This is a genomic window from Bradyrhizobium sp. STM 3843 (assembly GCF_000239815.1).
In the GTDB taxonomy this organism is placed as follows: Bacteria; Pseudomonadota; Alphaproteobacteria; order Rhizobiales; family Xanthobacteraceae; genus Bradyrhizobium.
The window spans coordinates 47,418-70,372 of sequence record NZ_CAFK01000293.1 but is presented as its reverse complement, the minus strand read 5'-3'; the positions used below and the strand labels follow the sequence as shown (position 1 = coordinate 70,372).

The 22,955-nt window shown below is 60.2% G+C and carries 23 protein-coding genes; 10 read left to right on the top strand and 13 right to left on the bottom strand.

All coding sequences use genetic code 11. The features are described 5' to 3' along the window. Both BRAS3843_RS29845 and BRAS3843_RS29840 read left to right on the top strand, forming a co-directional pair. Positions 1–689: AAA family ATPase (locus BRAS3843_RS29845; protein WP_035983232.1), on the top strand; the 689-nt coding region annotated here is incomplete at its 5' end. 164 nt (positions 690–853) lie between these two features. Further along, on the top strand, positions 854–2,281 hold the full coding sequence (locus BRAS3843_RS29840) for a class I SAM-dependent methyltransferase (RefSeq protein ID WP_244425501.1): 1,428 nt from the start codon (positions 854–856) through the stop codon (positions 2,279–2,281). 63 nt (positions 2,282–2,344) lie between these two features. On the opposite strand, the gene BRAS3843_RS29835 is transcribed toward BRAS3843_RS29840, so the two are convergent. Continuing rightward, a complete protein-coding gene (locus BRAS3843_RS29835) occupies positions 2,345–2,974 on the bottom strand; it encodes a hypothetical protein (protein WP_035983230.1) in 630 nt (209 codons plus the stop codon). 181 nt (positions 2,975–3,155) lie between these two features. Between BRAS3843_RS29835 and BRAS3843_RS29830 the strand changes: the two genes are divergently transcribed. Both BRAS3843_RS29830 and BRAS3843_RS29825 read left to right on the top strand, forming a co-directional pair. Beyond that, positions 3,156–4,031: a hypothetical protein gene (locus BRAS3843_RS29830; protein ID WP_008972884.1), complete on the top strand. Its 876-nt coding sequence runs from the start codon at positions 3,156–3,158 to the stop codon at positions 4,029–4,031. 48 nt (positions 4,032–4,079) lie between these two features. Further along, positions 4,080–5,075 (top strand): DUF4399 domain-containing protein, encoded by a 996-nt coding sequence (locus tag BRAS3843_RS29825; protein WP_244425500.1) that lies wholly within the window; start codon positions 4,080–4,082, stop codon positions 5,073–5,075. A gap of 72 nt (positions 5,076–5,147) precedes the next feature. Here BRAS3843_RS29825 and BRAS3843_RS29820 read toward each other — a convergent pair whose 3' ends face one another. After that, complete coding sequence (locus BRAS3843_RS29820) at positions 5,148–6,212, bottom strand: OmpA family protein (protein WP_008972882.1); 1,065 nt, start codon at positions 6,210–6,212, stop codon at positions 5,148–5,150. A 209-nt stretch (positions 6,213–6,421) separates the two neighbouring features. Then, a complete protein-coding gene (locus BRAS3843_RS29815) occupies positions 6,422–8,080 on the bottom strand; it encodes a caspase family protein (protein WP_050886545.1) in 1,659 nt (552 codons plus the stop codon). Between the two features lie 12 nt (positions 8,081–8,092). Here BRAS3843_RS29815 and BRAS3843_RS39060 point away from each other — a divergent pair, with 12 nt between their 5' ends. After that, on the top strand, positions 8,093–9,811 hold the full coding sequence (locus BRAS3843_RS39060; protein ID WP_083841460.1) for an SUMF1/EgtB/PvdO family nonheme iron enzyme: 1,719 nt from the start codon (positions 8,093–8,095) through the stop codon (positions 9,809–9,811). Between the two features lie 62 nt (positions 9,812–9,873). On the opposite strand, the gene BRAS3843_RS29805 is transcribed toward BRAS3843_RS39060, so the two are convergent. From BRAS3843_RS29805 to BRAS3843_RS29795, 3 genes are all read right to left on the bottom strand, one after another. Then, positions 9,874–10,287 carry a hypothetical protein gene (locus BRAS3843_RS29805; protein WP_008972879.1) on the bottom strand — a complete coding sequence of 138 codons (414 nt, stop codon included), beginning with the start codon at positions 10,285–10,287 and terminating at the stop codon, positions 9,874–9,876. Between the two features lie 256 nt (positions 10,288–10,543). After that, positions 10,544–11,644, bottom strand: coding sequence for a calcium/proton exchanger (gene cax / locus BRAS3843_RS29800; protein WP_008972878.1), 1,101 nt, complete (start codon positions 11,642–11,644; stop codon positions 10,544–10,546). Positions 11,645–11,805: 161 nt separating this feature from the next. Continuing rightward, complete coding sequence (locus BRAS3843_RS29795) at positions 11,806–12,114, bottom strand: hypothetical protein (RefSeq protein WP_008972877.1); 309 nt, start codon at positions 12,112–12,114, stop codon at positions 11,806–11,808. A 231-nt stretch (positions 12,115–12,345) separates the two neighbouring features. Between BRAS3843_RS29795 and BRAS3843_RS29790 the strand changes: the two genes are divergently transcribed. Then, positions 12,346–12,942 carry an HdeD family acid-resistance protein gene (locus BRAS3843_RS29790; protein ID WP_008972875.1) on the top strand — a complete coding sequence of 199 codons (597 nt, stop codon included), beginning with the start codon at positions 12,346–12,348 and terminating at the stop codon, positions 12,940–12,942. A gap of 28 nt (positions 12,943–12,970) precedes the next feature. Here the strand turns inward: BRAS3843_RS29790 and BRAS3843_RS29785 are convergent, their stop codons facing one another. Beyond that, entirely contained in the window at positions 12,971–13,906 is a 936-nt protein-coding gene (locus BRAS3843_RS29785; RefSeq protein ID WP_008972874.1) for a DUF2950 domain-containing protein, read from the bottom strand. A 2-nt stretch (positions 13,907–13,908) separates the two neighbouring features. Next, entirely contained in the window at positions 13,909–15,528 is a 1,620-nt protein-coding gene (locus tag BRAS3843_RS29780; protein WP_008972873.1) for a DUF3300 domain-containing protein, read from the bottom strand. 198 nt (positions 15,529–15,726) lie between these two features. Between BRAS3843_RS29780 and BRAS3843_RS29775 the strand changes: the two genes are divergently transcribed. After that, a complete protein-coding gene (locus BRAS3843_RS29775) occupies positions 15,727–16,509 on the top strand; it encodes a DUF2092 domain-containing protein (RefSeq protein ID WP_008972872.1) in 783 nt (260 codons plus the stop codon). Between the two features lie 74 nt (positions 16,510–16,583). Then, complete coding sequence (locus BRAS3843_RS29770; RefSeq protein WP_244425502.1) at positions 16,584–16,799, top strand: hypothetical protein; 216 nt, start codon at positions 16,584–16,586, stop codon at positions 16,797–16,799. A gap of 346 nt (positions 16,800–17,145) precedes the next feature. On the opposite strand, the gene BRAS3843_RS29765 is transcribed toward BRAS3843_RS29770, so the two are convergent. Both BRAS3843_RS29765 and BRAS3843_RS29760 read right to left on the bottom strand, forming a co-directional pair. Next, positions 17,146–18,375: a biotin/lipoyl-binding protein gene (locus tag BRAS3843_RS29765; RefSeq protein WP_035983225.1), complete on the bottom strand. Its 1,230-nt coding sequence runs from the start codon at positions 18,373–18,375 to the stop codon at positions 17,146–17,148. Further along, positions 18,368–18,820, bottom strand: coding sequence for a hypothetical protein (locus tag BRAS3843_RS29760; protein WP_083841463.1), 453 nt, complete (start codon positions 18,818–18,820; stop codon positions 18,368–18,370). The genes BRAS3843_RS29765 and BRAS3843_RS29760 overlap by 8 nt, the downstream gene beginning before the upstream one ends. Before the next feature lie 167 nt (positions 18,821–18,987). Between BRAS3843_RS29760 and BRAS3843_RS29755 the strand changes: the two genes are divergently transcribed. Continuing rightward, on the top strand, positions 18,988–19,443 hold the full coding sequence (locus BRAS3843_RS29755) for a hypothetical protein (protein ID WP_008972867.1): 456 nt from the start codon (positions 18,988–18,990) through the stop codon (positions 19,441–19,443). Positions 19,444–19,467: 24 nt separating this feature from the next. Continuing rightward, positions 19,468–20,250, top strand: coding sequence for a polyphosphate kinase 2 (gene ppk2, locus BRAS3843_RS29750; protein ID WP_035983251.1), 783 nt, complete (start codon positions 19,468–19,470; stop codon positions 20,248–20,250). 24 nt (positions 20,251–20,274) lie between these two features. Here ppk2 and BRAS3843_RS29745 read toward each other — a convergent pair whose 3' ends face one another. From BRAS3843_RS29745 to BRAS3843_RS29735, 3 genes are all read right to left on the bottom strand, one after another. Beyond that, on the bottom strand, positions 20,275–20,706 hold the full coding sequence (locus BRAS3843_RS29745) for a hypothetical protein (protein ID WP_008972865.1): 432 nt from the start codon (positions 20,704–20,706) through the stop codon (positions 20,275–20,277). Between the two features lie 38 nt (positions 20,707–20,744). Beyond that, positions 20,745–21,134, bottom strand: a complete 390-nt coding sequence (locus tag BRAS3843_RS29740) for a hypothetical protein (protein ID WP_244425499.1) — start codon at positions 21,132–21,134, stop codon at positions 20,745–20,747. Positions 21,135–21,250: 116 nt separating this feature from the next. Continuing rightward, the gene (locus tag BRAS3843_RS29735; protein WP_008972863.1) at positions 21,251–22,951 is read right to left on the bottom strand and encodes a transporter; all 1,701 of its coding nucleotides are present in this window, start codon (positions 22,949–22,951) and stop codon (positions 21,251–21,253) included. Positions 22,952–22,955: the final 4 nt, after the last annotated feature.

Here is a 22,955-nt window from a genome sequence, read left to right as displayed (position 1 = left end):
AGTTCCAGGAGGCGCACACCGTTTCGACCCTGAAGGGCGCACCGCCCGGCTATGTCGGCTACGGCGAAGGCGGTCGCCTCACCGAGGCTGTCCGGCGCAAGCCCTACAGCGTCATCCTGCTCGACGAGGTGGAGAAGGCCCATCCCGACGTCCATGAGATTTTCTTCCAGGTGTTCGACAAGGGAATCATGGAGGATGGAAACGGACGGCGGATCGACTTCAAGAACACCCTGATCATTCTGACCACCAATGTAGGCACTGATCTGATCATGGGCTTGTCGCGCGATCCGAAGTATCGCGACCAGCCGGAAGAGCTCGCCAAGATGCTGAGGCCGGAACTTCTGAAGGTGTTTCCGGCCGCGCTTCTCGGACGCATCGTCTCGATCCCATACTTCCCGCTCTCCGACGAGATGCTCTCCGGGATCGTTCGCTTGCAGCTCGACCGGATCGGACGACGCCTCCGCGACAATCACAACGCGGCCTTCAGCTATGACGATGCCGTGGTGGAGCACATTGTGTCACGCTGCAACGATCCAGATTCCGGCGGGCGCATGATTGACAATATCATCACCAACACCTTGCTGCCGGCGCTGGCGCGCGAATTCCTGAGCAGATCGCTTGCCAAGGAGGACGTCAAGCAGGCGCGCGTCTCGATCGAGAACGATAATTTCGCGTATTCGTGGAACTGAGAACCATGAACATTCAAACCGAGCATCGCCACCCGACTGCCGTCCCCACCCCCTACGACGAGGTCTACTACCCCGGCCATGTCTACGGGCTCACACACCCGAACCATCTCGCAACCGTCGCTGCGGTTTACGGCATGCAGCCCGCGCCGGTCGAGCGCTGCCGGGTGCTGGAGCTCGGCTGCGGCGTCGGCGGCAACCTGTTGCCGATGGCCTTTCAATATCCGGGGAGCGAATTCATCGGCGTCGACCTCAGCGGCGTGACGATCGAGCGCGGTCAGCGAAACATCGCCACCTTAGGCCTGAGCAATATCAAGCTCCTGCATTGCGACATCATGAATGTCGACGCAAGTTTCGGGCAATTCGACTACATCATCGCCCACGGCGTGTATTCATGGGTACCGCCAGCAGTGCGCGAGAAGATGATGACGATATTCAAGCAGAACCTTGCACCGCGCGGGGTCTGCTATGTCAGCTACAACGCGCATCCGTTCTCGCATCTTCGCGACATGGTCCGCGACATGATGCGGTACCACACCCGCCGTCTCACCGGGATGAAGGACAAGGTTGGGCAGGCTCGCGCGATCGTGAAATTCCTGAGCGAGGGCTCGAAGGCCAATTCGGTGCACGGTGCTGTCATGCGCGATCAGTTGCATCGCGTTCTCAACGCTCCTGACGAACTGTTGTTTCACGACGATCTCGACGAGGGCGCCGAGGCGTTCTTGCTGCACAAGGTTGTCGAGGACGCCGGCCACCATGGCCTGCAATATCTGAGCGACGCGGACTTCTCGCGTCGCTACCTCGCGGGTTACTCCGAGGAGGTCCGCGCGACGCTGCAGCGGTTTCCCGACAGTGAGTTCATGGCGCGAGATCAGTACCAGGACTTTATCGACGGCAACGGCTTTAGGCGTACCTTGCTCTGCCACGACGATGTTTCCCTCTCGCGCCAGATCGACCCCGATCTCGTCCCTCGGTTCTATCTGCTGAGCACCTCCAGCCCGGTCCAGCCCGATGGCTGCGTGACTGACGATTCAGCGATGGAATTTGAGAGCCAGGACGGCAGCAGAGTCACGGTGACCAACCCGCTTCTGAAGGCTGCGCACCTATGCCTCGGGCGGGCGTGGCCGCGCGCATTGTCATTCGGAGAACTGCTCGATGGGGCCCGCGCGCTCTTGGCCGGCCGGTGCGCAGATGACGATCCGAAAGTGCTGACGGAGGCAATGTTTATCCTGGCTTGCAGCGGCGAGGTCTCCTTCCTGCTATCGCGCCCCTTTGTCTTGAAAGATGCCACCGACCGCCCGCAGGCGAGCCTGCTTGCGCGAAGACAGGCGCAAACAGGTCGGCTGGTCACCAATCTCCTCCATCAAACAGTGCAGTTGGAGGACGATCGGACACGGGATTTTCTGCAGCTGCTGGACGGTACGCGATCGATCGATCAGATCGTTACCGAGATGGCCGAACGATTCGGCCCGACCATTCGGCTGGACCAAGCCGACGATGCCGGGCAGCCTGCCGAGCCGTTGGTGCTGTCAATTCGAGAGAGCGTTCAACGTTCGCTTGCGATGGTCGGCAAGCTCGGCCTATTAGCCGCCTGATGCGCTCAATCGCACGAGGAGCCGAAACTCCTCGCGCTTGTGAGAACGGTTCACCCCCGCTGGTCAGCCATCGTGGGTGTATTGCTGGCCAAGCAGCCATCCGGTGAGAATCCCGGCGGGTCCGCTGGTATAGACCGGGTCAAGACCTACTCCAGCGCGGAGCAACCGCCACTCATGTTCGCCGACCCAGGGAATTCCTGGATCACCTTTCTGATATTGCGACAGCAGCGTTCGGGCCACCTCAGCAGCGTTGGCATAGATCGGGCCGTTCGCCCAACGAGGGCGCGGCAGGCCCGTCATACGGCAGTAAAGCGCCGTGCAGACATAGGCGGACGCTTCTTCGGCATTGGCATCAAGACCGGTGCGCAAGAGGTCGTAGGCCGCATGCAGGCTTTCGTGGACGATATAGGCCTCGTCCAGCCGCCCTGCGGCTGACACAACCTCGAGCGTATTCGCTGCCACCGCTGTACCGTCCGCCCGGGTCCGCGCGACGTCGTTATATTGCGCAGCAACGCCGGCCGGGAGATCCGTGGGAACGCGGACGCTGACCTGCCCGAGCCGGATCGCCCGCGCGACGTGATGAAACGTCTGAGGGGCAATCGTGACATGGCTGCCGCGGATCGGAAACCGGAAGCGAATGCGCGCGACAGCCGGACCGTTGAGCACGTCTAGAACCCTGCTTCGTAGTGACATTCTGATCGCCTCGCTGCGGACACCGCCCCCCGCGTATGATGGTCGGTATTTCGAGCTCGGAGGTTCAAACGATCTCCTCCCGAGTGCGGCCGGAACCATTACTCAGCCGGCAGGCATTGAACCGGACTCGCCCCCCATTTGACCAATCAGAGACTAGGCCTGACTCGGAGCCAGCCCCGCGATGACCACCAGCCCGACGACGACTGACACGTATCGGAAGATCGCAGCGCGCCTAACGATGTTTCGGCCGCAGATCGATCTGGCAAAATACTTCGCGGGACCCAACCCCGACGTGCGCCTCTACGACGAAAAGCCCTACATCCGGCATCAACTGGAGAGGTACGGGGTCGCTGCAGCGACCAATACGCTCGACGGCGTCACCTTCCTCCCAAAGGACTGGAAAGACCTGATCGAGAAGCTGCGCATTGCCAAGACGACGGACGGCTTCGACGCTTTCGCCGAAGGGAAAAGCCCGGAGAAGCCGTCGCATTGGGCCCTCGATCTGTCGATGGCGGCGACGATCGGCACGGGGTTTCGAGAGATCTGGCGTCCAAAACTATCCGAGAGGCCTCTCTCCACACGGGACCTTCCGGGCCGCCACGGCTTCGGGCTTGGACGCGACCGGGGACAATGGAACGATGCCTATGGCGCGCAATTCGGCAAGGATCCACAGCCGCAGGACATCACCTCGCTGCATTTCGCAGTCGCGCCCGACCGGGTCAACGTTCACATCGACGAAACAGGCTTCGTGTTCGAGGGCGTCGACGGCGCGCTCACGGTGGGCCCGAACTTTGCGCACCACGCAGGTAATGAGCTGTTCTGGAAGAGCAACGCGCGTCTGCCGCGTTGGGCCGCCGAACACATCGACCTGATCCTGCCGAACAGCGCCAACGACTTTTCGCGCGTCGGCGTTTCGATCGACATGTACCAGCGAAAGGACTTGCGCGTCACGGTCACCGGCTCATGCGGGATCTTCGGTGGGTTCGAGTGCTCGGGAACCCTCAGCATCAGTGGGACGCACGATCTGTTGGGCTCGAAGCCGAAGGGCGCACGCTGAGCTGGATGGGGATTTCCGGCGGGTCGACGATTCAATGACCGACACGGCATGAACAACAGATTCCCGTTTACTTGGCCGATCAATCGAATATCGTTTCAAGCTGATATCGACCTTATTTTTTGCGATGATTGTACTCTCGGGGAGGCTTTAATGACCAATAGGTTTGCGACATCGTTCGTCGTGTCGCTCTTTGGACTTGTTGTTTTGAGCGAGACTGTAATGGCGCAGGCTCCGACCACCACTCCGACATCATCTGCGCCAGGCTCTGCGGTCTACTTTGTCGGCCTGAAGGACGGCGACACCATCCCCACAAAATCGACGGTCCATTTCGGCTTGCGTGGCATGGGAGTAGCTCCCGCAGGCTCCGACCGTGCCAACACTGGGCATCACCATCTCATCATCGACGCCCCGACTCCACCGCTCAATGCAGAGATCCCGAGCGATGCTCAGCACGTGCACTTCGGCGCCGGCCAGACCGAAGCCGAGTTGACACTGACGCCAGGCGAGCACACCTTGCAGCTCGTCTTCGGCGACAAGAACCATGTCCCGCACAGTCCGCCGCTGGTTTCCGATCGCATTAAGGTCAAAGTGGTTGATCAAGTGCCGTCGCCCCCGCCGCAGGCCTCAACGACCAGCGGACGAAAGCCCTCCGCAAAGGACGCCAAGGAGTATTTCATCTATCCCAAGGACGGCTATTACGTTAAGCCGAGTCTTGTGGTCCGCTTTGGCCTGGTCAACATGGGCATTGCTCCGGCTGGGTTGGACAAGCCCAACACCGGTCACCATCATCTGCTGATCGACTCCGAGCTGCCGCCGCTGGACCAGCCGATCCCTAATGACTTGAATCACCTTCACTTCGGCTCTGGCCAAACCGAAGCGAAAATTACACTGCCACCCGGAACCCACAAATTACGCTTGCTGTTTGCCGATGCCAGCCATGTTCCTCACGACCCGGCGATTTACTCGGACGTGATCACCGTGACAGTGACGCCATCGGGCCGTCCACCAAAGCGGCATCGCCATCACCGACGGTCATCAGAGTAAGGACGTAAGGATCTGATAGAGGCGGGCTTCTAAGGGACACGCATCAGAGACTCAAAAGGCGCAAACCGGTCCTCAACAACGCCGCACATTGAAGTCGACACGCCGGTCGATCGCATCACTGGCGTCGTCCCGGCCCGTGCCAACGATTGGCTCCCTGGATCCGACCCCGATGGCCTTGAGACGACTTGCAAGGCTTGGGGCGGCTCTCTGGAGGAGATCCTTGACAAATTGCGCTCGCAAAACCGAGAGTCGCTCGTTGACCGGCACAGGCCCGGTGTTGGAGGTGTGGCCGACGACGTCGATGCAGGCATCGCGCTGCATGGCCTGGATGGCGATCTGGCTCAGCCACATGGGATAGGACGCGGTGATCTCAGGATCATCCAAAAATTGTGTGGTTCCCGGTTTGAACAAGAGCCGCACTGATAGCTTCTCTCCTGCCAGGCTGTAGTCGACCAGCCTGCCAAAAGCTTCCGTTGCGTCCGCCCTCCGGTTCAGCTTCCAAGTGGAAAGATAAATGCCGGAGCGGACACGAAGCTGATCGCCTCCCGGCATTTGTAACGCCGTGCGATAGAAAGCCAGAGCCTCGCGGTAGCGCTTGTCGTCGTATTCAAGAATGGCATCGCTGACGTAGGCAGATGTCGCGATCCTCTCGATGTAGACAGCGTCCAGCGGATCGCCCGGCTTCGATCCCTGACACGCCTTGATGTAGGTCTTTGTCGCCGGATCATTGGCCCAGATGGGACTGTCTGCGAAGGCTGGGGAGGGGGTCGCATCGACGCCATCTGGTTTTGCGCGCGCAACCCCCTTGGAAACAATGCTCCCCTTGCGCAGATCGGCCAACGCCAAACAGATCCTGTAGGCGTCCCTCACGCCGTCGGGCGCCCCCGCGTTGTTGATCGCAGTAAACGTTCCGATGAGAACCAGAGGCGACCGGTCCAAGGCTTCGCTCGAAAAGGGAGCCACGACAATGCGCGGGTAGGACTTCGTGACCAGATCCTTGATGCGCTCCTGCATCAACCGGGTGGCGGTGGACTGGGCGCCAGTTGCGGCATCGATCAAAGGATCAATCACGAGTTCCACCTTCGTGGGAGCTGACGGCAGGACGAGCTTGGAAAGCAGGTCGTTGGCGGCTCTCAATAGCGCTTCATCAAATGGAATTGGCGCTGGCGCCGGCGGTGGCGCAACCGAAGTTTGAGGCGAAGTTTGAGGCGGTGACGTCGTTGGTGGATTTTGGACCGCCTGTGCAAGCCCGTTCTGCCCGGATGCTCCGAGCAGGCCGGCCACGCAAACAATGAAAGCTGTGCAACGACAATTCATGAACCATTTGCCCCAAATTAAGCCTCGTCCTAACGGCAGAGCTTGAGCGCCGATCGATCCGCTTCTGCAATGTCACCCAATTGAGCGCGCGCGGTCAGCTCCTGGCAGTTTGCCGACGATCGTTGGTGCGTCGGCGCCGTGGTAACCCGCTTCTCGGTTGCAGTCGACGGCAGTCGCGCATTCTCAATGGCGACACGCCGATCAGCCTGCTCGCGGTCGGACTGGGTTTTGAACAGCTTCTCTTTCAACGCCTCTTCCAGCGAAGCCCGCTCCGCTTCCAACCTCTTCTTGTTTGCCTCGAGGGCGGTGACCTCCGCCGCCAGCCGATCTTGCTCCTTTTTTTCTTGCTCCTTCTTTTCGCTAGCGGGAGGCAGATTGGCCGCCGACACCTGATCTGTCGATTGATTTTGGGGCATCACATGCTGTTCATCCACGCGTCTGGCTTCGTTGCGCTTCCGCAACTCATCCAGCTCGGCGCTGGTTTTCCGAAAACCCGCCTCGGCTTGTTCCAGTTCAAGCCGCAGCTGCCGCTCTTTCTCGGCATATTCCCTTATAAGTCGTTCCCGTTCGCTGGTGATTTCAAGCGCAGCGATCCGGGCACGAGCGGCGTCTATAAGACTGCTCGTAGGAAATTTGGCAATGAACTCCTTGAGTGCGTCCGCATTTGCGGACGGCCCCAACCTTTTCCAGGCGTCCAGGTCGCTCTCCTGCGAATTCAGGTAGAACTCTCCAAGCAATGAGAAGGAGAGTTCGGGAGTTTGCCGACCCTGGGTGTCACGGTTCACGTCGATGGCCACATGTCGGAACAGAGTTCCTACCTCAAGGCCGGGCACTTGCATCTCCTGCAAGAGGGCTTGCGTGAAGGGGCTGTTACGTCCGGTACCATCGGCCGCAACCATATTTGGCTGGGTCGAGTAGGCGATCAGCATGCCTTGTGTTCGCTCGATTCGAGCGAGGCCTCTGGTGAGCTCACCACCGCGCGTCGAACCATGCTGGGCCACACGCTTTGCAAATGGACTGTTGCGGCAGGCATCCAGAATGAGGAGGCGGATCCCGCTCGTATATCCGAGGGCCTCGATCACCTCGTCAAGTTTGACAAGGTCGAAAGGCATCATTGAACCCTCGTCACCCGGCGCATCCACCGGGACTAAGTAATTCTGCCCCTCGATCTGCAGGCCGTGTCCCGAATAATAAAAAAGGGCTGCTTCAGAGCCCTTCAATTTCTGAGCGAAGCGCGTGAGCGCCATCCGCATACCTCGACCATCCAGATCGCGGCCATCGACGACATCAAAGTCCAGGCGCCGCAATTGCTGGGAAATGTCATCCGCGTCATTCTTGCTGTTGCGCAACGGCGGCGCATTTAGATAGGTCGCATTTCCAACGACCAGAGCGACCCTGCCCTCGGCCCGAACCTCAGTCGAAATGCCGAACGCCGTTGCGAGCAGAAAAATGAGCAAACCAACAAAGCGAATAATCTTCACAGCACCAGCTTCCGCGAGATCATTGCCAGTCATAAACGAACATGACAAAGTATATTGCGGGCCCGGCGTCCCCGCAACTTTTTGTTGGAAATTCGTCAGCGTGTTAGCATAGTTCAATGCCGCGAGTTGCCTACGAGCTAAGTGCCGCGGGTCGAATTGAATCGGCCCGGCCGGAATGTGCATCGTAACGGCGTCGCGAATATTCAAGGCAGATGGCTCATGGCTTTCGTGACTGGAAATCGCACGTTAGTGCTGCTCTTCGCTATATTGGCAGATCTCGCATTCTTTGCTGCCTCGTCTGCTTTCGGACAGGACGCAACAATGTCAGGACCAGGAAAGCGCGTCGCCCTGGTCATTGGGAACGGAGCGTATTCGCTGTCTCCCCTCCCTGCAGCAACAGGTGATGCGAAGAGAGTGGCGCAGCTGTTAAGAGACGGCGGCTTCGATGTGGTCTATGCCGAGGATACGAAGCGAGCCGACATGGAGGCGGCGATCAAACGGTTTAGCCAAAAGCTGGGACGAGGTGACACGGTTTTGGTATATTTTGCGGGTCATGCGGTTCAAAGCCAGGATCGAAATTTTTTGGTCCCTGTTGACGCATCGGTGTCTTCCGATGCGGACATTTCCTCACAAGCGGTGGATACCGACCTTATTCTCGATCCGTTGATCGTTGACCGCCCGAAAGGAGCGGCGATCATTCTTGACGCGGCGAGAAAGAACGATTGGCAGCAAAAAGGCTCCACACGCGCAGCCGGCCTTGCAAATCTGCGTCCGATCCATGGAATAACCCAGGCCTACTCCGCGGCGCCCGGCGAGATTGTCGACGACCAGACGGGTTCTCAAGGCCTCTTTGTGAGCGAATTCTTGAAGGCAGCCAAGGTTCCGGGGCGGACGTTCAAGGATGCCTTCCGGCTCACCCGGACGGGGGTCGCCAAAGCGACGCGCAACAAGCAAGTGCCGTGGGAAACTTCGATCGATACGGCCGATTTCGTTGTTATGCCACAGGGCGGATCGAACAGTCTTGCACTCCGAGGGCCCACGCATTCACCTGACTCCTTGGAACAGGGCTTCTGGGACACCATCAAGAGCAGCGACAGCGCGGCCAATTTTCAGGCTTACATCGATGCATATCCGAATGGCGCCTTTGTTTCGGCCGCGCGTGAACGGCTTCAAGCCCTCGTTCCCAATACCCCATCAAAGCCGCAGGCTACCGCTGAGCGCGCCCCCTCCTCCACGCTCCAGGATTGCGCCGAATGTCCGGAACTCGTTCTGATACAGCCGGGCACCTTCGCCATGGGTTCGACGGAGATCCCCTTCGAAGGTCCAATCCATGACGTCTCAATTCGAAACCCGTTCTACATAGGGCGCTATGAAGTGACCTATGCTGAATGGGACGCCTGTCTCGTCGATAAGGGCTGCACCTATCGGCCAGACGATCGAGGACTTGGACGAGGCCGACGACCCGTGACAAACGTCGATTGGAATGACGCGAAAGCTTATATCGGATGGCTGTCCCGAAAGACTGGAAAAACCTACCGGCTGCCGACCGAAAGTGAATGGGAATACGCCGCGAGGGCGTCGACGACTTCACCCTATTTCTGGGGGCGGACCATCGAGAAAGATCACGCCAATTGCTGGGGATGCACAACCGAACCTCGCAAAAGCACGATCGAGGTCGGGTCTTTCAAGCCAAACAGCTTTGGCGTTTACGACATGGCCGGCAATGCCGCCGAGTGGGTGGAGGATTGCTGGAGCGAGGGATATCGCGGCGCGCCGAGCGATGGTTCCGCGTTTGTAAAAAGCGGATGTTCGGAGCGCGTGCTCCGCGGGGGTGCCTTCAATAACGATCCCAAATATGTGCGGTCAGCGGCGCGATTCAAATACGACTACGATGTAAGGTACCCATCGAACGGCTTCCGTGTCGTCCGCGAGCAGTAGCCACGGCTCGATGCGGTGCCTGCCTCCCAGTTGTTGCCCGGCCGCAGCGATTGCACATGCAATCAGTAAACCAGCTCTCCTGACTGCTTGCGCAGCTCCATCACCGTCTTGAAATTGAGCGCGATTTGTTGACGCACGGCTGCGTATATTTCCGCGCTGTTTAGAGTTTTCCTGCCGAGATGCCTGAACCAATGTCTGGCGGCTTTCTTGGCGAACGATTTTACTATGCTCGCGAGATCGGTAAAGCTGCCAGGTATCTTGCCATAGAATTGATCGTAGACAATGTGCACGTACCCCATTTTGTACGAAGCATCGATAGCTTCCAACAGAAGCCCCTGTGCGAAGTTAATATCCTCATCAGTAAGACTGGTTTCTGAAATGCCGTTCCCTGGCCAGAAAAACTTCAGGATCGACCAAGCTTCATGCTTTGAGATGTAGATTTCAATCTTGGAAAACCTCCGCAATTCGATTGACATCGCAAATCCCCTCTCGATAACAGTCGAGATTCAATAACTAATACTACTTCGTTCCTGGGTGCGTAATACTATCATTCGCGGCGCGACCGCAGCTACTCGACTTTGTGGAATGCCGAGCGGACCAGACCTCGCTCACCTCCCCTTCTTGAGGGATATGGCAGTGCGCCCAGTCTCCCACCCTTGAATACCGTTCAGCTCCTGGACTCTTATGTGTTTTCGCGGCCGCAGCGTGCCGAACACGTTGTTGCCGGAAATATCATCCTGGCGCTTGCGCCCCTGGTGGAATGACGTAGAGCGTCATCGCGAAAATGACGTAGACAAAGAGGAGCAGCGCGCCGATGAACCATGCCGAGCGTCCGCTGTTGGTGATGAAAGTGGCCATGACGGCGGAGATCATCACCATGGTCACCGCACCGGGCCAGAACTGCAGATTCATCGGCGCAGGCCCCACGATGTAGCTGAGCAGGACCAGCACCGGCGCGACGAACAGCGCGATCTGGGAGGCGCTGCCAAGCGCGATCGAAACGCTCATGTCGAGTCGGTTCTTGCGTGCGGCTGAGAAGGCCACCGCCATCTCGGCCGCGGCACCGACGATCGACACGATGATGAAGCCGACAAAGGCCGGACTCATCCCGAATGTTTCCGCCGCCTTCTGCACGGACTCGACGAAGATTTCGCTCACAAGCGCGACCAAGACTGTGACGACGAGAAGCGTGCTGACCGCAACCCCGATCGGCCAAGGAGCCTCCGCCTTGCCATGTTCCTCGCTGGCAAAGAACTCCTTATGGGTGTGGAGCGAGAACACGAGGCCGAGGCCGTAGGCGATGATGAGGAGTACGGCGAGGCCGGTCGAGAGATTTTGTGTGAGGAGCTCGCCATGGGTCAGATCGAGGTCTGCAACCGCCGACGGCGCCAGGAGCGCGACGGTCGCCATCAACAGCAGCGCCGAATAGAGTCGGCCGCCGGCACGGTTATATTCCTGAACGTGGTAGTAAAGGCCGCCCAGCAAAAATGATGCACCCAGCATGAACAGCGTGTTGGTAACGATTGCGCCGGCGATCGATGCCTTCACCAGCATGTACTGGCCCGCATGAAGCGCGGTTACGGCGATGATGAGCTCGGTGAGATTGCCGAGCGTCGCGTTCAGCAGGCCGCCGACCGCATCGCCAGTCTTGGCGGCGACGGCCTCGGTGGCGTGGCTGAGCAGTGCTGCCAGTGGCACGATGGCAAGCACCGCAAGCACGAACAGAACCGTATGCGCCTCGGGCGCCACCTTTTCGACGACCAGCACGATCGGTACGACGACGAGCAACCAGAGCAATGGATTGTGCCGGATTTCTTTCAACAAGGATTGCATCGTGCCCACCTTTCCTTTGCAGATGCGATGGCGGAATGCTCGGCGAGGCCGATGGGCTGACGTTGATCTGGCTCAAACGATGGCAGGCGCGCTACGGATTGCTTCCGTCAGGCCCGTGTTGAGGCGACGACTCCGATGCCATGACTGGCACAGGGCCACTTCTAGCGAATACCGAAGACTGAGCGGCGATATCCGCTCCGCTGTGCTTCGATCATGCATACGAAGCTGCCGCTATGCCCTTTGGCAAAGTGCCTTTGTCCTTGTACGTAGTAGATACCTTTGGCGAAATCGAGCCAGACGACGCGATCGCTGGGGCAATGCTTCTCGGCCTGCCATTGATGACGAAAGGCGGTCAGGGGCAGCGCAACAACAGGCTCGGTATTCGACGCCACCAAGAGGATCGCGAGCGTGGACAAATGCGCCAGTCGTTGCGTCTTCTTTCCAAAAAGAAAATCCCGACCGGAGCTCATTTTCTAATCCCGGGCCGCTCAATCAATAGATGTGATCACGTTCCGACGTATCATCCGAATCTTCCAGATGACAGCGTTTCGTTCCATTGATCCAAATCAAGACCCGCTCGGCGGGTCCAATTGAACTGTAGGCGTTGTAGATGCAACGCAGCATGCCTGCGGCGCGGTCGGCCGATGATGTCCGTGGCAACGGCCTCAAAGGTCGGCGGATGAGCGATGGAGACTAGGATCATGCGTCTTTCGAGCACGACCGCACAATGGAATGAAAGTTCAAGCCTTGACCAGGTCAGCGGAAAATGGGGCTGGATCGTTGCACTCGGGGCCGCGTACATCATCGCCGGCTTCGTGGCACTCGGCAGCATGGCGATGGCCACTGTCGCCAGCGTCCTGGTCGTTGGGCTGATGATGATCGTCGCCGGGATCGCGGAGCTGATCGGCGCGTTTCAGATCAAAAGCTGGGCCAGATCCATCCTCTGGGCCTTACTGGGCGTCCTTTACATCGTTGCCGGCTTCCTGACCTTCGACAATCCCTTGCTTGCAGCGGTCTGGCTCACGCTCCTGCTCGGCGTGTCGCTGCTCATCTCGGGCATGGTCCGCATTCTGCTAGCTTTCAGCATGACCAGCCAGGCATCCTGGACCTGGGTCCTGTTATCGGGTCTGGTCACGCTGCTGCTCGGCTTCATCATCGTGCTACGCTGGCCGGTCAACAGCATCTATATCTTGGGCTTGTTCCTCGGCGTCGATCTCATCGTGGCCGGCGTTGGCTGGGTCGCAATCGGTCTCGGACTGCGCAAGGCTGGGCAGCGGGCGCAGCCGCGTAGCTCGTAGCCTCCCGGGCGACAAGCGAACCGCGCGTTCATGATTTCGGCTTTTCGACCTTTTTCCAGGTCTGATCCGGATCGAACGATATCATCCGCCTGGCGATCGTCGTGGTACGCTCGCCAAGGTCCTTCTGATAGATCGTTCCCGCATGGTTGACCAGAAAGGTCATTACGCCGGAGTTGCCATACTCCGCGGGATAGGCGACCAGCGCGAACCCACCGATCATCTTTCCACCGACCACGTATCTCAGCTCGCCGCCGGGCGCGTTCGGCCCCTGCCGAGTCAGGATCTGATAATAGTAGCCGTGATAGGGCTGCGGCTCGCTTCCCTCCTTGTAGCCTTCGGCCGAGGCTTTCGCGTACAGTTCGCCGAGCGGACTCGCTTCGCCATTGGGCGGCCAATAGAGGCCGTCATGCTTCCCGGGGTTGCTGAAAAACCGCTGCGCATAGACCCCGCGGCCGGCCCCGGTGCGATCCTCGTCAGCATATTCGTTCTGGGCATCGACGTAAGCCAGACAGGTTTCAATCGCGTCGAGCTCGTTCTGGCCGATGCGGCGATACAGGATTTCGATGCGTCCGGCCCCGGTGTCGAACTCCCAGCCGAAACGCCGCCGCACCAGGGGTATCGGAAATGGAAAGTCATCCGGTCCTATCATCAGGGTCGCCTTCTTGTCGCCAGCGAAGCTGATCGCGTGCTTGGCGTCATAGGCGGATAGAAACTTCTGACGTGTCTCTGCATCCTCGATCCGATCGCCGGATTCGACGATCTCCGCAGAATCCGATCCGAGCACCTCGATCATCTCCCTGGGCTCGCCGGATTTCACCGCAGTGACCAGGGCCGCGACCGCCTTCTCTGGCGTCCTGTAAGTTTCCTGTGCGGAGACTGCGGAGATCCCGAGCAACGCAGCTGCCGTGACCGCCAATGCCGTGGTGCGGCGACAATCAGTCAGCTTCTGAGCAAGCGGTGTCATGATCAGAGCCTCCCTGCCGACGGGATCCGTCCGCCTGAGGCGAGCCAGTCATGATAGGTCTGGAACCTGAGCCCCAGCTTTTCATAATACACCCGAAGATAACCATCGGCGCCGCGTGTGACAGCATCCGGCCTCAAAGCCTCCACCTCCTGCGCGATCACGCCAACGTAGGTCTGCGGACTGTTCAGATAGCTGAAGCGGTAATAGCCGAGACCGTTCTCCAGATGCCCGAGCAGGACGACATCGCGCTTCAGCAGGAGATCCGAGCGCCGGCCCCCTCCTCCGCCGCGCCCACCACCACCGCCACCGCCACGAAAACCGCCGCCACCGCCGCCCCCGGCGCGCATGGCTCCGCCACCTCTTGCCACGGATGCGCTCGCGAAGCTAGCGCGGCCGCGCGCGGATTGTGCGCTTGCCGCCCGACCGGATTGCACCCGCAGCGCATTGTCGCGGCCGCCCCGGGCGGCCTGCCCGCCACCGCGATTGCGATCACCGCCGCGCGCCTGCTTGGTCCCGCCGCCCTTGCTTCGGTTGGCGCTGCCTTTCGATTGCCGGTTGCCGCCCGCACGGTCACCGGCCTTACCCCGATCGCCACCGGCTCGATCACCCGCAGCGCGATCACCCGTACGCGCTTGCGCCCCGCGGTCGCCGCGGTCACGATCACCTGCACGATCACCTGCACCCGCGCGGTCCTTGCCTGGATTGAGCACCTGCTCTCCACTGCGGCCGCGGAAGTCCATGCGGTCGGCGCTACCTGCGCGCGGGCCATTGCCGAAGCGCTGCTGGACCGCAGCGCTGTTGTAGCGAACGCCTTGGCGGTGCGCCGGATTGTGCTGCCAATTATTGCCGACATTGTTGATCGTGTTCGAACGATTGATGAAGAAGTTCCTGTTGCCCCAATTGCAGCCGCCGCCCCAGTAATTGCTCCATCGACCGAGCGCAAAGCCGGCGCCGAAGGCCAGCCCCGTCGCGACGATCCCGGCACCGATATAGGACGGATAGCCGAAATAATACGGCGGATAGGCCGGATACGGCCATTCACCGTAGACGACCGCGGGCTCGTAGTACGGAACATAGACGATATCCGGATCGGTCTGTTCGATCACGATCACCTGCTTCTCGCCCTGGGTCTGCACGCTGACCTTCTGCTCCTTGGTCGAGCTCAATTTGTTGTTGGCCTGGGCCTTGGCGCGCAGGCGCTGTATCGCATCCATGACGTCAGGCTGCTGCGCCAGAACGGCATCGCCAAGTTCCTTGGTCCAGTCGAGCTTGTCATTCATCATCGCGAGGACGCTCGGCGTGGCCGTGAGCGCCTTGACGCTGTCGTCCCAGCCCCGCTTGTCGACCTCCTTTTTCAGCGCATCGCCCTTGAGCTTGCTGTGGTCTTTGACCCATCGATCCGCTTCGACCACCTCCAGTGGATAGGTTGAGGCCGCCAGCATGTTGGCAAGCAGCGCGTCGGGATAAAGCGCGATCGGAGCTACCAGCGCCTCGAGCTGCTCGGGCTTGAGGAGCAACTGCTCGTCTTGCGATGCCGCTGTCGGCGCTGCCTGGGCCAAAGCCGCAGCCGGACTCATCAGCACAATCGCAAAGATCAACAACGTCATTCCACGACGTACCATCGTGCTCTCCATTCAAATCTGCGGCGAGCGAACTGCAGGCGCGCTTAGTGACCTTTGACAAAAATCAAGGGTCTTGCGGGTTCTGCCGGACCGATGCCGGCGGCATCTCCGCGGTCAATGGCAGTTAGGACGCTTGACATAGATCAAGAGAGCGCCCGGCGCTCGCTTGAAGGATCGCCGTACAACCGGAGGACAGTCATGAGCAGCAAGCATCGCTTTCGAAACGGGCTATGCGCCGCGATAGTCACTGCGCTTACCGCAAGCGGCGCCGCGCGCGCAGACGACAGTGCGGCAATTCTCAAGGCCTCGACCGACTATGTCGCGGCGCAGTCATCGATCACGGCAAGTTTCGACAGTGACGTCGAGGTGGTCACACCGGAGCTGCAAAAAATTCAATTCGCCAGCTCCGGCGATTTTCGGCTCTCTCGTCCGGACAAGCTCCGAATTCACCGCACGGGAGGATATACCGACGCCGAGCTGATCTATGACGGCAAGACGCTCACGATCTACGGCAACAACGCCAAGTCATATATCCAGGCCGACGAGCCTGGATCGATCGACCATATCGTCGACGTCATACAGTCGCACGCGGTCACCTTGCCGGGCATGGATCTCCTGGTCAGCAACGCCTTCGATCTCCTGACCAGCGACGTCATCGAAGGGAAACACATCGGTCCGGCTATCGTTGACGGCGTCGAATGCGAGCACTTGGCATTCCGCGGGACCGACACGGATTGGCAGATCTGGATCGAGGCCGGATCGAATCCTATCCCGAGGAAGTATGTCATCACAAGCAAGACCCTTGCAGGCGCACCGCAATATACATTGCGTGTGAAGAGCTGGAACACCGACGCCATCAGCGATGCCAACGCATTCGCCTTCAAGCCATCGGCCAATATGACGAAGGTCAGTCTCGCACCTGAATCCATGTCCGAGTTCGATGAAGTCCCAGCAGGCGTTTCCCCAGGAGGACACCAATGACAATGGCCACTCGCAAGACTATCGCCGGCATCGGGACCGTGGCCGCATTGCTCGGCGGTCTCCTGTTCGATCCGATGCCATCGGCCCCGCAGGGCTGGGTGTCCACGGCAGCGGCCCGCGTCGGTCGTCCGCTGACGCCGATGAGTTACGCCGGTGTCGCACGCAGGACGACCCGGCGGGCTGTAGTCTATGGTGGCGCCGCGGCAGCTGCCGCAGCAGGCGCTTATGCGGTCAGTCCGGGCTGCAGGCAGGTCACGGACGCTTATGGCCGCGTCTATACGCAGTGCTGAATTGACACCGTCCGCTCCGGCCGGACTGCCGCGGCGGACGCGCATTTGGCGGTGGCGGGGTCTCCCGCGACTGCCGTGCTCCTGGTGTTGCCCCGGTGTATTGGCGGCTGCACGTGAAAGAGAGCCCGACCGCGCTCGAGGCCGCGCGAGCACTTTTTGACGAAGCCAACCTCGCCCTCGTGCGCGGGGTCGCCGGCGAGCTCTCCACAAAGCGAAAGCGGAGGCGGTTATCGCGCATTCGACGCGGTCGTCCTGCCCGCGCCGCACGGTTCCGAACAGACGGTGCCTAACGTGACCAGCCCCAAGGCCACCGCTTCGGCGGCATCCCGGAATCTAACGCGGCCTCTCAATGGCTACTCAGGACCAGCGTCTTGATCGGCATGAGGAGCGCCTGAATCCGGAGCAGCATCGCATGCACTAGGCCGACCGTATCGATCGTGTGTAGCACAATACGTTGCGAGGTCGTCGTGTCCTTGGCTGCGATCTCCTCATGGTTGCTGGTGTAGGCATTGACGATGCAGCTGCTGCCGGCGGTCACATCTGCCAAGCCGTTCGGGTCAAGCGGCTCCAGGAATGCAAGAATGGTCCCCGGCCGGGCCGCGCTCGCGTCAACCAGCTGCTCGCCGCCCCGGAACTGCCCCGCTGCGATATAGTCCTGCACATTGACAACGACCATCGGAATGATGGTCCACGGCAGCGACGTGCAGGCGGCTTCGGCGACCATGCCGGGCCTCAGCACCTGTGCTTCGATCTGCCCAAAACCCGCCTGCAGCCCGCGCTGGCCAGAGCCTGCCGGAATCAGAATGCCCGCCGGCCGCATCAGCGGGTTGACGATGTCGCCAGGTCTCAGCAGAAACTGCTCGACGCGGCCATCGACTCCGGCGCGAACGATGGTCTTGTCGTACTCGACCTGAGCCTGGGCGAGTGCAGCTTCCGCGCTCGACCTATCGGCCGGCAGGGACGTCGTCACCCGAGCCTCGGCCGCTTCTTTCGCCGCCACTGCAGCATCGATCGCCGCCTGCCGACCGTTCACCGCAACCTGGAGCTTGTCGATGTCGCGCTGCGGAACGATGCCTGGGTTGCGTCGCTGCAGCTCGGTCTTGACATCCAACTCGTCCTTGGCCTGTTGATAGTCGCTCTTAGCCTGGGCGATCTGCGCCTCCGCCTTGACGACATCAGCCTTTGCTGCAACCAGATCGGCATCAACCTCGGCGATTTTTCGGCGTGCTGTCTCGACAGCCGCTTCCTGCTTCGCGCTGTCGAGCCTGAACAGGACCGTCCCCTTGGTCACCGGCGCGCTGTAGCCGACGTTCACTTCAGCGACGCGACCGACTGTTTCCGGCGCAATCGGAATTGTGCGGAAGAACAACATGGCCGATGTCGTCGAGGGATGGAAATAGAAGATCAAAGTTATGAGCGAAATGGTCAGCATCAAACACGCCGTGATGCCCCACCGCAACTCGAACCAGACCGAGAATAACGTAATTTCCTTGCCAATGCGCTTGCCTTGCACGTAGCGCCGATAGAGGTAGTCCGGGAGTACGGTGAGCATTGAACATAGAAGCAGTTCAAGCATGACTGTGCGCTCCCTGTTTCGCCCCCTTCTGAGGCTCCACTTCCGGCTTGCCCCGATCCGCCCGGGTCGATACCTCTTCGAGCTCGCCGCTCTCAGGCTCGTTTGATCGAGGGGGACTGTCAGCGGAATCCGCGATCCTCTCCACCGAGCCCGCGATATTGCGCAACGGCGTTCCGAAATCCGGCAGATCGACGAGGGCAAGCAGCAGAGCGGCGATCCAGAACAGATGGATGTGGGTAAAGAGAGCCAACAGTCCGAGCACCGCGACGATCTCGAACTGCAGTTTTTGCGATTTATGCGCCATTCGCTCCGGGAGCGAGTGGAGTTTAAGATAGAGGTTTCCCACGCAGAGCACTGCTGCGACAAGGAACACGCCCATGACGATCATCAAGACGTCCGTCTCGCCGGGCCTGGCGATATAGAACGGAAGGTGGTGCGGGGTCATCGGATGCAGCTGATCGGTCAATTGATGCTCCCTTGCGCAAGCACGCCCCGACTAAATCTGGCCGCCATGCTGCTGGCTCGCTTGATCTGGATCAAAGGTCACTGAGCCAAATCCCCCAGCCTTTGGCGCTACCGCACTCTTGGACGGATCCTTTAGGAGATCGAGCCATGCCCGAAAATATTGACAGCCTGTTGCCGACAGCGAAGGAAATCCAGCGCCAGGCCGCGTTAAAGGAAGCGGAAAAAGCCGATCAATATGCGCGCACGGCAGCGGCGGCAGAGGCCGAGAAGCGCGCATTACTCGAGAAGCTCGGCAAGCCATCCGGCCTCTCGGAAGACGAAAAGGTCAAGCTTGCGTCCAGCGTGATACAGCGCGCCGTCCGCAACGGCCTGACCGAAGTCCAGGTCTACCGGTTTCCGAATGTGCTCTGCACCGACCGCGGCCGCGCCATCAACCAGATGGAACCGGGTTGGGAAAAGACATTGACCGGCATCCCGAAGGAGATTTTTCAGCTCTGGAACGACTATCTCAAGCCGCGCGGCTATCGCATCAGCTACCAGGTCATCGATTTCCCAGGAGGCTTGCCGGGCGATATCGGCGTAACCATCCATTGGGGTGAATGAGTGCGCCAGCAGCCCGTCGCGACCATGCCGAAGATGAAGCGAAAGGCTTACGAACAGGAGCTGCGCAAGCTCCAGGTCGAGCTTTGCCACCTGCAGTCATGGGTCAAGGAGAAGCAGCTCCGCGTGATCGTCGTATTCGAAGGCCGGGACGCCGCCGGCAAGGGCGGCACGATCAAGGCGATCACAGAGAAGGTCAGCCCGCGCGTGTTTCGCGTCATCGCCCTGCCAGCGCCATCCGATCGGGAGCGCTCGCAACTGTTCATGCAGCGCTACATCCAGCATTTCCCTGCCGCCGGTGAAGTGGTGATCTTCGATCGCAGCTGGTACAATCGCGCCGGGGTCGAGTATGTGATGGGTTACTGCTCCAAGGACGAGCACCAGCGGTTTCTGACGCTCTGTCCGCAGATCGAGCAATACATCATCGAAGCCGGCGTCATCCTGGTCAAGCTCTGGCTCGAAGTCGGCATGGCCGAGCAGGAGCTAAGGTTCAGAGCGCGGATCGACGACCCCTTGCGACAGTGGAAATTGAGCCCGATGGACATCGAATCCTATCGTCGCTGGTACGACTATTCACGCGCTCGCGACCTGATGTTCGAGGCGACAAATTCCGAGCACGCGCCATGGCGCATCGTCAGATCCGACGACAAGCGGCGCGCGCGCCTGAACTGCATCGCCTATTTGTTGGAGGCGATACCCTTCCGAAAGCTCGGCAAAAAGAAGGTGCGCCTGCCGGCACGATCCGGCAAGCGCCGCTATGACGATCAAGCCAGTCTGCGGGGAATAGACCTTGTCCCCGATCGATACTGAGATCGGAACAGAAGTGATCGCGCTTCATCGAAGCGCGATCGTGACCCCACCGACTGCCGCCGACACCTCCGCCCCGACCTTGGGACCGCTCAGCTGAAGAATGACACCCCTTTCATTCTGGAGCTGCACTCCGCCGGCGCCCGCCGCCAACGCGCCGCCCGCGCCGATCACGGCATAACTTCCCTGGATATCCCCAGGACTACGCAGATTGAATGCCCGGCCCACGAGCTTGGTGGTCGACGCACCGATCGTGAAGCCCACGCTCATGCCCGACACCGTGAACGGATAATTGCGGCCGCGGAAGTGCAATACACCCTCGCCTCCACCGACACCAACGATGAAGCCGCCCTTCGTGAACACGACGCTGACGGCGCCGGTTTCCGCTCGCGACGGCGCGGCCGATGCAAACAAGACAGCTAACGCAGCGAACACAATCTGAACACGACGCAAGACCATGGTAACCCTCCGATGATGTTGTAAGTTTAATGGCGGTGTTAGTTCGGTGACGATCGGGACTCGTCGAGCGTGATGACGACTTTTGTGATGTTGGCGGAGACTTCGAGCCCACCCTTTGGGCCCTGCAGGGTAATGATCACGCCTTTGGGATTCTTGAGCTGTACAACGGCAACTCCTGCTCCGACCGCGCCTCCAGCGCCAATCACCGTGTAGGTCCCCGGAAAATCACTCAGCTCGTTGATGTAGGCAGCCCTGCCGACATATTTGTTGAGCGACGCACCGGCGGTCAGCCCGACGCTGAGCCCCTGCACGGTGAACGGATAGTCGCGGTGACGAAACGTCAGGACGCCACGGCCACCACCGGCGCCGATCAGAAACCCGGCTTTCGCGACGGTCACGGAGACCTGGCCCGTGACCGCCTGCGACATCGTTGGGGAAATCACGAGCATCATAGGGGCAACGAGCGCAATCAGTAAACTTCTTACCTGTTCCATGAAGACCTCTGCGAGCCGGGCCGCCGCCGCGCCCCGGTTGCTGCGTTTCCCTATTGCGCCAGGAGCATCGCGAAATAGCCGAATACGGTGAGAAGGATTCCGGAGACCGCGTAGCCGACCGGAAAGCCGATCCACGGGACGCTGCTCTGGATCTCGACGGCCGCTTCCCGGCACGGGCCGGAATGCGATCGTGCGCCGGCAACGCCGCCCATCAGGACCGCCGGATTGATCTTGAATCCGTGATATCCGATCGCCCAGACGATGAAAGGCGGAATGGTGCAGGCGATGAATCCGACGATAAAGATCTTCAAAGCCACCGCGCCCGTGAGCTGAGCCAGAAGGCCTGCGCCGGCGTTGACGCCGACAATCGCAACGAACACGACCAGCCCAAGATCCTCGAGCACGTTTCGAGCCGCGTTTGGGGTGTTGCCGAAGAAGCGCAGGCGCGAAACGACCGACGACACGATCACGCCTGATAGCAGGAGCCCGCCGGCATTGCCGAGGCCGATCGAGGCGCCGAACGCCGGGAATTGCACCATCCCGATCAGGAGTCCCAGGATCATGCCTGCGGACAACGTCAACAGGTCCGTCGAGGTATTGGTCCGGGCTATTCGGCCCCACATGTCCGCGAGCTCGTTGACGGCCGATTTGAGGCCGACCACCGAGATGATGTCCATCCGCTGCAGCTGCGTCTTCAGTCCTGCGGGATACGGCACGCCGCCCCGCTCATAGCGCACAATCTGAAGCTGCCCCGCCAGCGCCAGATCGCGGAAGCTTTCGAGCGTCTTGCCGACCTGTTTCTTGTTCGTCACCAGAATTTCAGCCTGGTCGAGGGGAACTGTCAGGGCCTTCTGCTCGGCGACTTCCGGGCCGATCAGTCCCATCTTGTCGGTCAACGCCCCGATCGATCCGCCGAGCGCGATAACGTCACCATTCCGCAGGACGAGATCGGCCCCGGCGCCGAGCAGCTCATCGCCGCGCAGGACATTGAGTATCCGGTATTCCGGGTTGCTCTGCCGAAACTGCGCGATGCTTCGACCCACTTGCTTGGGATTTTCCAACCGATAGGCGCGCACGCCAAACGGACGGTACCCTGTCAGGCCGCCACCTTCGACATTGGAGACGCCGAACTCCGCTTCATAGGCCTTGGCAGCCGCTTTCGCGTCCACGCCCCACCACCGCGGCAAGTATTTACAGATCAGGATGATGCCGACCGTTCCCCAGATATAGGTGATCCCGTAGGAGAGCGCGATCATACCAACGGCATCTTCCGGCTTGGCGCCGGGCGCCAGCCTCACCACGCCCGACGTAACAGCCTGTTCGGCCGAGCCGATCGCGGCCGACATGGTCTGCGAACCCGCAAGCATGCCGCCTGCAGCACCAGTCGGCAGGTTGAACAGCTTGGCTCCGGTGACTACCAGCGCAAGGCCGAGCACGCTCGAGACCACCGCAAGCACGGTGAACTTCAGCCCATCACCTTTGAGGCTGTTGATGAAGCTCGGTCCGACACGTAACCCGACCCCGTACATGAAGAGATAATAGAAGAGGCTCTTGACGAAGTTGTTCAGCTCGAGCTTCACGCCATACAACGATGCCGTCACCGAGATGGCGGCTCCCACGACGATCGCCCCGGCCACCATGCCGAGGCCGTAACCCTTGATGCTTGCGCGGCCGATCCAGACGGCAAGACCGACGACAAAGAACAGCAGCAGATACGGATTCTGCTGGAGGAACGAGAAAAAGCCCTGCATCGCC

What these genes read in the sequence shown, in the direction of transcription:
- BRAS3843_RS29735 (WP_008972863.1), bottom strand. Translation starts at nt 22,951, where the DNA reads ATGCAGGGCTTTTTCTCGTTCCTCCAGCAGAATCCGTATCTGCTGCTG.
- BRAS3843_RS29785 (WP_008972874.1), bottom strand. Translation starts at nt 13,906, where the DNA reads ATGACACCGCTTGCTCAGAAGCTGACTGATTGTCGCCGCACCACGGCA.
- BRAS3843_RS29770 (WP_244425502.1), top strand. Translation starts at nt 16,584, where the DNA reads ATGCCATCGGCCCCGCAGGGCTGGGTGTCCACGGCAGCGGCCCGCGTC.
- BRAS3843_RS29795 (WP_008972877.1), bottom strand. Translation starts at nt 12,114, where the DNA reads ATGAGCTCCGGTCGGGATTTTCTTTTTGGAAAGAAGACGCAACGACTG.
- BRAS3843_RS29835 (WP_035983230.1), bottom strand. Translation starts at nt 2,974, where the DNA reads ATGTCACTACGAAGCAGGGTTCTAGACGTGCTCAACGGTCCGGCTGTC.
- cax (WP_008972878.1), bottom strand. Translation starts at nt 11,644, where the DNA reads ATGCAATCCTTGTTGAAAGAAATCCGGCACAATCCATTGCTCTGGTTG.
- BRAS3843_RS29765 (WP_035983225.1), bottom strand. Translation starts at nt 18,375, where the DNA reads ATGCTTGAACTGCTTCTATGTTCAATGCTCACCGTACTCCCGGACTAC.
- BRAS3843_RS29830 (WP_008972884.1), top strand. Translation starts at nt 3,156, where the DNA reads ATGACCACCAGCCCGACGACGACTGACACGTATCGGAAGATCGCAGCG.
- BRAS3843_RS29790 (WP_008972875.1), top strand. Translation starts at nt 12,346, where the DNA reads ATGCGTCTTTCGAGCACGACCGCACAATGGAATGAAAGTTCAAGCCTT.
- BRAS3843_RS29775 (WP_008972872.1), top strand. Translation starts at nt 15,727, where the DNA reads ATGAGCAGCAAGCATCGCTTTCGAAACGGGCTATGCGCCGCGATAGTC.
- BRAS3843_RS29780 (WP_008972873.1), bottom strand. Translation starts at nt 15,528, where the DNA reads ATGGTACGTCGTGGAATGACGTTGTTGATCTTTGCGATTGTGCTGATG.
- BRAS3843_RS29740 (WP_244425499.1), bottom strand. Translation starts at nt 21,134, where the DNA reads ATGTCGCAGGCGGTCACGGGCCAGGTCTCCGTGACCGTCGCGAAAGCC.
- BRAS3843_RS29805 (WP_008972879.1), bottom strand. Translation starts at nt 10,287, where the DNA reads ATGTCAATCGAATTGCGGAGGTTTTCCAAGATTGAAATCTACATCTCA.
- BRAS3843_RS29825 (WP_244425500.1), top strand. Translation starts at nt 4,080, where the DNA reads ATGAACAACAGATTCCCGTTTACTTGGCCGATCAATCGAATATCGTTT.
- ppk2 (WP_035983251.1), top strand. Translation starts at nt 19,468, where the DNA reads ATGCCGAAGATGAAGCGAAAGGCTTACGAACAGGAGCTGCGCAAGCTC.
- BRAS3843_RS29745 (WP_008972865.1), bottom strand. Translation starts at nt 20,706, where the DNA reads ATGGTCTTGCGTCGTGTTCAGATTGTGTTCGCTGCGTTAGCTGTCTTG.
- BRAS3843_RS29755 (WP_008972867.1), top strand. Translation starts at nt 18,988, where the DNA reads ATGCCCGAAAATATTGACAGCCTGTTGCCGACAGCGAAGGAAATCCAG.
- BRAS3843_RS39060 (WP_083841460.1), top strand. Translation starts at nt 8,093, where the DNA reads ATGGCTTTCGTGACTGGAAATCGCACGTTAGTGCTGCTCTTCGCTATA.
- BRAS3843_RS29760 (WP_083841463.1), bottom strand. Translation starts at nt 18,820, where the DNA reads ATGACCCCGCACCACCTTCCGTTCTATATCGCCAGGCCCGGCGAGACG.